Source organism: Leptolyngbya sp. FACHB-671, assembly GCF_014695745.1.
In the GTDB taxonomy this organism is placed as follows: domain Bacteria; phylum Cyanobacteriota; class Cyanobacteriia; order Elainellales; family Elainellaceae; genus JAAUTN01.
In genome coordinates this window covers 1-8,456 of sequence record NZ_JACJOV010000055.1, presented here as the reverse complement: position 1 = coordinate 8,456, position 8,456 = coordinate 1, and the positions used below count along the sequence as shown (strand labels likewise).

General features: G+C 48.2%; 3 protein-coding genes. 1 reads left to right on the top strand and 2 read right to left on the bottom strand.

The genetic code is table 11. The annotated features are described in order from the left end of the window. Positions 1 to 609 precede the first annotated feature (609 nt). Positions 610 to 2,295 (bottom strand): calcium-binding protein, encoded by a 1,686-nt coding sequence (locus H6F93_RS05300; protein WP_190640984.1) that lies wholly within the window; start codon positions 2,293 to 2,295, stop codon positions 610 to 612. 200 nt (positions 2,296 to 2,495) lie between these two features. On the opposite strand from H6F93_RS05300, the gene H6F93_RS05295 reads away from it, so the two are divergent. Then, positions 2,496 to 2,885, top strand: a complete 390-nt coding sequence (locus H6F93_RS05295) for an IS1/IS1595 family N-terminal zinc-binding domain-containing protein (RefSeq protein ID WP_190640985.1) — start codon at positions 2,496 to 2,498, stop codon at positions 2,883 to 2,885. A 533-nt stretch (positions 2,886 to 3,418) separates the two neighbouring features. Here H6F93_RS05295 and H6F93_RS05290 read toward each other — a convergent pair. Beyond that, positions 3,419 to 7,363: a glycerophosphodiester phosphodiesterase family protein gene (locus H6F93_RS05290; protein ID WP_190679606.1), complete on the bottom strand. Its 3,945-nt coding sequence runs from the start codon at positions 7,361 to 7,363 to the stop codon at positions 3,419 to 3,421. Positions 7,364 to 8,456 lie beyond the last annotated feature (1,093 nt).

Sequence of the window (8,456 nt, the reverse complement as noted above, 5' to 3'; positions counted from 1 at the left end):
CTTTTCGGGACGTTATCGCAATCGTAGAAAACGGTTTGGCTTGCGCTTGAATCTGATTGCTGGCTTACTCAACTATGAATTGGCACATGCCTTTTGATTCATGCAGGAGGTCTAATCTCTAGCTTGTACACCCCTGCCATATCCCACCCTTGAACACGCTATAAGTCTCATAGTCTCTGTCACCTTACTTTGGAGAATTGGTATTAGACGATATTCGCATAAGCGAACTGATATTAAAGTCCCCACTCGTTGGGGAAATCAGTTGAATGGAAATAGTTTTTCAGTTTCCACTGGCAGCGATCGCTTTTTTGTGTCAAGTCCCCACTCGCTGGGGTAATGAGAGCGTCGCTGCAACCAGAGGCAATTAGGCTTATACTAAAGCCCGAAACAACACAAATTCCTTGAATCGTGGTGACAGATTGTAGAATTTCTGCATTTTATTAGTATAAGTGAACTATCCTAAAACCATTACAGAGTAAGAACTTCAGGCTAATTGCCCCTGGTTGCAGCGACGCCCTCATCACCCCTAGAACTGCGATTTCTTGAAAAAATCGCAGTTCTAAATCCCTTGAATCAGTATCATTCTCCGTAACTATGCAGTGATTGCCATCAGCCAATGACAAAGTCAGCCGCATTAATTTGAGTTGTGGCAATACCTGTTAGTAGAGCCAGAGACTCATTTCCAACTTGCACTAGCGTATTGTTCCCGACCTGAGTAATTCGCAAATCGCGGAATCGTAAGCCTCCTGTCAATACAAGGCGATCACGTCCATTTTGAAAATCGACAATGGTATCGCGCCCCTGACGACGAGTTAAAACAAAGCGATCGGTTCCTGCACCTCCAATGAGCCGATCTGCCCCTAATCCTCCTAGGAGCACATCATTTCCGACTGCACCATCAAGTGCATCGTTACCCGCTCCACCTAGCAGTCTATCGTTACCTGCTCCACCTAGCAGTCTATCGTTACCCACTCCACCATCCAAGTTGTCATTTCCACGGTTACCTAGCAACACGTCGTTGCCACCCAACCCTCGGATCGTATTGGCGGCAGCATTACCCCGCAGCGTTTCGCTAGCATTCGTACCGTTAATGACGTTACTGCGGGGAGGTAGGGGAATCGATCCGAGAATGTCGTAGCGACTGAATACGAAGAGGTTGTGATGGCTCAGAGTCAGATTTGGGGTGAGGGTCGCCATATGCACTTGAGCTAGCCCGCCTACTCCGTCAGGATCGAAGAAAAGACGGCCTGTCGAGGATTGATAAATGACGCGATCGCTGGCATCTAAAGCCCCATTGCCAATCCGAAACTGATCTTGGCGAAGAACGGAATTAATCGTTAATCCCATACCCGCATAACCTGGATTCATCCCTGGAGAGATGGAGTCAGCAGCATAGAGAGCGATCGTATCCTCGCGTGAATTAAGGTCTGTAATCTGGTCGGTTCCATCCTGATTTAGCTGGCTGAAAACGAAGCAATCGCGCCCGCTTCCTCCTGTCAGGACATCAAGACCCCTGTCTCCGCGCAAGACATCATTATTGTTGCCACCGAACAATGTATCCTTCCCATCAAGGACATTATTGATTCCTGTGCTTCCATAAAGTTGGTCGTTTCCATCCAACCCCTGAAGCGTGTTTGCCCCATCGTTGCCAAAAATCAAATTGTTTCGGGCATTTCCCGTACCATTCAGACCGCGTAGCAGTTGGAGATTTTCAAATTCACTAGTTAACGTGTAAGACGTAGCACCCGCAACATCAAACAAAATGGTGTCGATATCTGCGACTGTTCCGGTTTCAATAATTTGGTCTAACAGATTCTCGATTTGGTACCTATCATTACCATTTCCACCGGTGAGGCGATTCACTCCTGCGCCACCGGACAGATAATCATTTCCTTCACCACCCTCGATGGTGTCATTGCCAAATCCACCAAACAGACCGTCATTACCAATGCCGCCGGAGATCACATCATTGCCGTTACTGCCAAAAATCTGGTCCTGGCCGTCACCCCCAAATATAGTATCGTTGCCCAAGTGGGGAACTTGATTGGTTTCATCGACTCCACCAAAGATGAAGTCGTTGCCACTGCCGCCTGTGATACTATCGCTCCCATTTCCTCCGGATATCGTATCGTCACCGCTTCCCCCATCGAGTTGGTCGTCGCCATCATTGCCTTCGATCCAGTCGAAGTTGTCGCCTCCCAGCAACGTGTCATTACCCCCATTACCCGTGAGGGTGTCGGGTTCATTGGCTCCCTCAAAAAAGTCATTGCCATTACCGCCGTTGAAAACTGCCATGCGTGTATTTACGGGTAGTACGTGAAAGAATAATTACCATATCCATAATTGTTTTTCCAGAAATAGTGATGGAATTTAAACAACAATCTCAGTTCGGGTTAAGGATGTTGGTAGTGCTTTTTAATAAAGGGTAGAGAAAATTAGGAGTAGCTATTATAGGTCAGCCGTGATTATGCACCGATTCACAGATTTGATCCATCATGAAGCCTTATCTCCTCTGCCCCACCTGTGGTTCCGATGACATTATGAAAAACGGCACTACTCGTCGGGGAAAACAGAACTACAAGTGTCGCGATTGTGGTCGTCAGTTTGTGGAGAATCCTCCGTGGAAACCGAAAGACAAGGACACCTATACTTTGATTGATCGAATGTTGCTGGAACGTATTTCACTAGCAGGTATTGCACGGGTGCTCCAGTTGTCGGAAAGTTGGTTGCAACAGTACGTGAATGCTGTTCATGCTGAGCTACCACAGCGAGCAGAGGTTGTTGCCAAAACAACGTCTCGACTAGTTGTGCAAATGGATGAATTGTGGTCATTTCGCGAGGAATGCAATCTCGTCATTACCCACAGGGGTACTCTGTTTGTCTGACAATTCAGTTGCTTAACTGCAAAATTTATCAGTAGATAGAAACACGAAACGAAGCAGAGCGATCACTTCCAATAACTACCCCTATCAACAGCTTTTTGAAAGCTTTTGGACTCAGAGATCGTCTCTTAACAATTAACCCCAAGTATTTTCGGACTCACTGTACAGTGCCAAATTAAATGAGCTCTTCCCAACTTTTAGTGATCGAGGTTCTTGAGGTAGCCTTAAATCTAGAATCCACATCGCTCAAATTCGCAATCGCATCCATCTTCGCCAAAAGTTGGGAAGAGCCATTAAATGACATTGAGACAAATTAGTGTCGTCGAGCAAAATCTCCTCTGTTGCAGGATTACAGGGAGAATTTGCTCAGTGGACTAGCCTCTGTCCATCAGCATTGCTAATCTGGCTTGAGGCAAAAAAGCAAGCCAGATTTAGCTTCGCTGCTTTAACGACACTAATGTCTCCCCACGTCAAATAAAAGTCACTGTGCACAAATCGGGGATTGCAGAAGCAAAGCCCAACTTAAGGATTCCTATTTATGCAGGCAAGCTGATTCCATTGGGGATGGAAACAAACTGAAGGTCGGTTATTGCTCCGCTTCCTACCAGGAAGATATCCATAGCACTCACGCCAGTTGCGTTGAGAGACAGTTGCTGGAAGCTGTTGTTCTCAAGTGGGGGAATCTCTATAGTTTTGATTGCAGTTCTCTCACTGTCATAGAGTGTAACCGTTCCACCTGCTTCTTCAATGTCGAGTAGACCCACGCTCACAACACCCACTAAAGAATCCCATTGGAAGCTCACCGTGCCTCCTTCCCCGTTGTCATCCGGGTTAGAAGAGTTACCGTCTTCCGAGATGATCAGGACATTACCTTTGTCTGGTGTAGCCAGGTCAGTATCGCCGCCCGTGGGGTTTTCAGAATCAAAGAGCATCAGATCGCCAGAGTCAGAAGAGAGGGAAAGACCCAAATCTGCAAACTGATCGGTGATGACCGTTCCAGCAGCCAGTTCGTCGCCTTCAAAGTCGAGGGTTTCTGTGACTGCGTTGAGTCCAGCAACACCCAGGCGAGGATCTAAATCCAGGGGGGTGTTTAGCTTGAGCTGGATAATCTCGTTGTTGTCGATGTCAGGGCCGCGGCCCACGGAGAAGGGATAGTTGTTGTCGTTGGCTACCAGGATGGTATCCGAATCGAACACTAAGACATCTTCAATGGTCTGGAAGGGGAAGTTGAAAGTGGTGCTGCCGTCGCCATTCAAGTCGTTAGGATCGCTAATGTTCAATAAGTCAACCAGTTCTTCCTTCTTGACAAAGTTCTTGTCGTCAACCTCAGACAGATTAACTTTGAAGATCTTCTTGAATCCGGCTGTCGCTCCCTGGTTGTTATCTCGCTCGATGACGAGAAACTCCTTGTCATTAATGGGGGTAAAGTCACCGATCGCATTGTTGGGCGATTCTAGCTGATAGAGTCCAAGTAATCCCTCAAAGGAACTGCTGGCAACATCAAATTCATAGATCCGCAATGAGCCAGTTGGATCACCCACTACGGTTCCTTCTAGCATGGGGTAGAGGGTGGTGCGATCGGGGCTAAAGGCCATGCCTTCAAAGCCACGAGAGCCGCCTAAGTTAGAAACTGCGGGTTCTTCGATGAAGTTGCTGCGGGCAGTAAATCCAGTACCGGGGAAGTCGGTGAAGAAGCCGTCTACTCCTAGTTCGATAAACTGTTCGTATTCATTCAGCGGATCACCGTTATAGCTATCCGGCAGGAAGAAGCTCTCATTCCGCAGAGTATAGAGGTGAACCAGCAACCCGGCATCATGGGCATCTTGAATCAAAGTGGTGGGGGTGCCTGTGACGCGATCGCCATCACTGATAGCACCGTCGCCATTCAGGTCATCGGGCTGACCGTCGCCATCTGCATCGACCGTAGAGAGGGGGACAATGCGCTGCTTATTGGGTCCGATCCCCGCCGCGTATTCAGCAATTTCAGCCAATCCATCTGGAGTAGACAAGTCGGTGTAGGTGCGAGTGTCGCCGCTGACTACGAAGTCGTAGGGCTGACCTGAACTCCCAAAGAGCTGAACCAGAGGAATGTCGATACCTGCTTCGGGCATGATTGTGTCGTTCAGTTCTTTCAGGTTGCTCACCTCAAAGGACTGAATGTAAACCCGGTTGGGGTCGGTGAAGCCTTGGGACACCAGAGTGTCTACCAAAATTTCGCTGGTGTTGTAACCTTGTTGCTGGAAGAATGTAGGGTGCTTGGTTTCGGGGTAGATGCCGATCTGGCGACCCGTCTCAGCCTCAACTTCTTGCACCAGGTCGATTACCTCAGCCAACGTAGGTACCTTCAATCCATCGTTGTTGAAGGCAGTGCTACGTAGAGCCGGAAGCCGTTCGATCGCGTTCAGTTGCTTGACTTCTGCCAGGGTAAAGTCTTCGGCAAACCAGCCACCAACCAGACGACCATCCAGGTTCTTCACGGTTAGACGATCGGCAAATTCAGGTCGCAGGTAAACATCGGTGCTGGTGTCGGTCGTATTCAGTACAGGCCTGCCGCTGGCATCGCGCTGAATTGTGCCATCGGGGTTGAGCGCTACCACTGCTAGCATAGGCTCGTGGCGAGCAATCAAAACGCCGTCTTTGGTGACTACTAGGTCGGGCTCAATGAAGTCAGCGCCCTGAGCGATCGCCAGCTTGTAAGCTTCCAAGGTATGCTCTGGGCGTAGACCGGATGCGCCTCTATGACCAATCACAATGGGAGCTTCACCTGTCAGCGTGTCAAACTCAGTGGCGGTAAGCACGTCTGGGTTTTGAGGCGATCGCACAAATTCACCCGTAATCTGATCGCGCACCAGGTCGCCTGTACCGGGGAAATCGGTGAAGTAACCGTCCACGCCCAAATTGATGAACTGCTCATACTCTTCATTGGGACTGCCTTGATAGTCAGATGCAAGGAAGCGATCCTCATTGCGGAAGGTGTAAGCATGAACCAACAGCCCTGCTTCGTGGGCATCAGAAATCAAGTTGGAGGGGGCAGTGGTTGTTTTATCTGCATCATTTACGGTGCCATCGCCGTTTACATCGTCAGCCACACCATCACCGTTGGCATCTACGCCCTTGACGGAGACAATCATTCGCTTCCAGGGTCCAATGCCGTCGGCATATTCAGCAATTTCTGCAAGTCCCTCTGGAGTCTGCAAATCACCATAAGTGCGATTGTCACCATTGACTGCAAAGTCGTAGGGACGAGCATTGACATCTTGATAAATGAGAGAACCATCCAGAGCCACGTCATAAGCATCTAGCAACTGCACCAGCGGAATGTCTGTCTTGGTGTTCAGTTCCTTTAGATTGGAAACTTCAAAGGACTGGATGAAGACGCGGTCAGGATCGGTAAAGCCAGTTTCCTCCAGGGTTTCCAGCAGGGGTTCTTCCAAAGACAGTCCCAGGTCGTCGTGATAAGTAGGGTGCTTGGTTTCGGGATAGATGCCAATTTTTTTACCCGTATCTACCTCAATCTGTTTGACCAAGTTGATCACTTCTTCAAAGGTTGGGATCTGGAACACGCCATCGAAGACATCGGTGCGATAGTCCTGAGGCATGATCGCCCGCAGGGTCTTGATTTCCTCCAGAGTAAAGTCGGAGGCAAAGAATTCGTCCTCATACAGAACGCCGTCAATGACTCCATCACGTCTGCGATCGGCAAATTCGGGACGACTGGCAACATCGGTGGTGCCACCCAGGATTGGCTCGTGGCGAGCGATTAATACGCCGTCTTTGGTGGATACCAGGTCAGGCTCGATGAAGTCAGCACCACGAGTGATGGCTAGTCTGTATGCCTCTAGGGTGTGCTCAGGTAATTCGCCACTTGCGCCCCGGTGTCCGATGACAAGCGGATCTTGACCGTTGAGCGTGTTGAGGGTGTTATCGAGCGTATTGACGGTGTTGACGTTAGGCGTTGGAATGGGAGCTTCCAGCAGTTTGCCCGTGGCATCAAAGTGCAGGATGTAGGGACCAAATTCGTCTCCAATCCAGATCTCGCCATTGCCATCAATCACCAGAGACTCGACATCAAAGTCGGAACCCGTGAGCAGGCGATCGCTCGTTCCCTCATTTTGAATGTCAAATGGAATTAGGTTGTTTGGATCACTAAGTTGAACAAACCTTTGCACCTCAACGCTGCGATCGCCCCCTTCAGAACCCGCGAAGTTAGGATCAACCTGATAGATGCGGAGTAAATAGTCGGAACTGTTGAACTTGGAGCCAAAGCCGTTGTCCGAGAGGAACCAATAGGTGGAACCGTCGCCACCAGGAGCAAACTGCACACCGCTAAAACCTTGAATAGGAGGGCCTTCAAAAGGACCAGTTCGACCATTTCCTGAAATACCTTCACCCGTTTCAGGTCCCTCTGCGAAAGTATCAGCAGGCAAAGAAGCAAATCCTTCTAGTTCAGCAGGTTCAATGTTTGTGTCAAAATCTGCCATCTCTTGCTAAGACTCCTTAGATACTGAAAATACTGTGGCTAATGGATAAAAATCCAGAAGAATTTTTCATCAAAATGAATGCTGCAATTACGGTTAACGTTGTTTTGAAGACATGCGAAAACAAGGCAGTATTGCAACCCATATATGCAATGCAGTGCATCACATGAGCTGGGTTGTAATACAACCGAAGCAAAATTCATACCCACAAAAACCCTGCCATTCTCAGCTTAAGAAGGCATTAATTGATCTTTAATAGAACAATGTCCTGAGGTTAATTCCGTAAATCTTCTATTACAAGTTACTCTCTGGGTTAATTTCGTTCTATTAGATCTACAAGGCCTGCAAAAATCCTCAAACTTTTCAAGTGTTCTAAAACACACTGACTTAAGGTCTTCTAAAAGAACATATAGTTACCTCAAAAACTGATGTAGCACCCCTCATCCCTAGACTTACTGCGCTATTGCACAGAAAGTTCACTCGTCCGTCAGCGACTCATGCTTCCAGTTCTAGTTGAGTGAGCTGCTTAACTGACAAAACGGGGTGAACCTGGAACGGTGGCTAGGAGGGAAGCAGAGCTTGATTTAGGCTGAGAATTTATCCTCTTCTGCCACTCTGAGAAGAGGATAAATTCTTGTGCTGTTGATGTGCGGTTTAGCTGAATTCATTCAAGCTAATCACAACGAATTTACCTCATTTCAGCTATCCTCCAGTGAGAGTGACAGAAGAGGGATTAGGGTAGGATGCCGTAGGTGAAGGCATTGCAACTTGAAGTCCGCTGTCCCGCCTATCTATTAACCCAGCAATGTAAGTCGCTAAAGCAGAGTGGCTATCTGCAAAGATTTCAGCCTGAAAAATGCAAGATCAATGAGTGCCGGTTTAATAGATGCGAAGCAACTAGATGACGCTTTAGTACCAGATTGGCAAGTACCAGAGTTTGAGCGTGCGAAAGATCAATTTGGATCAATTTTTGAGCAAATTACGGCGTTGTTGCATGGAGGAGTTGCGGATAGGCGAGGTGATAGGTTTGAAGTACCACCAACAAACCTTCACAGCAATGAGCTACCGTATCCGCAACTGGTCTGAGTATAACGCT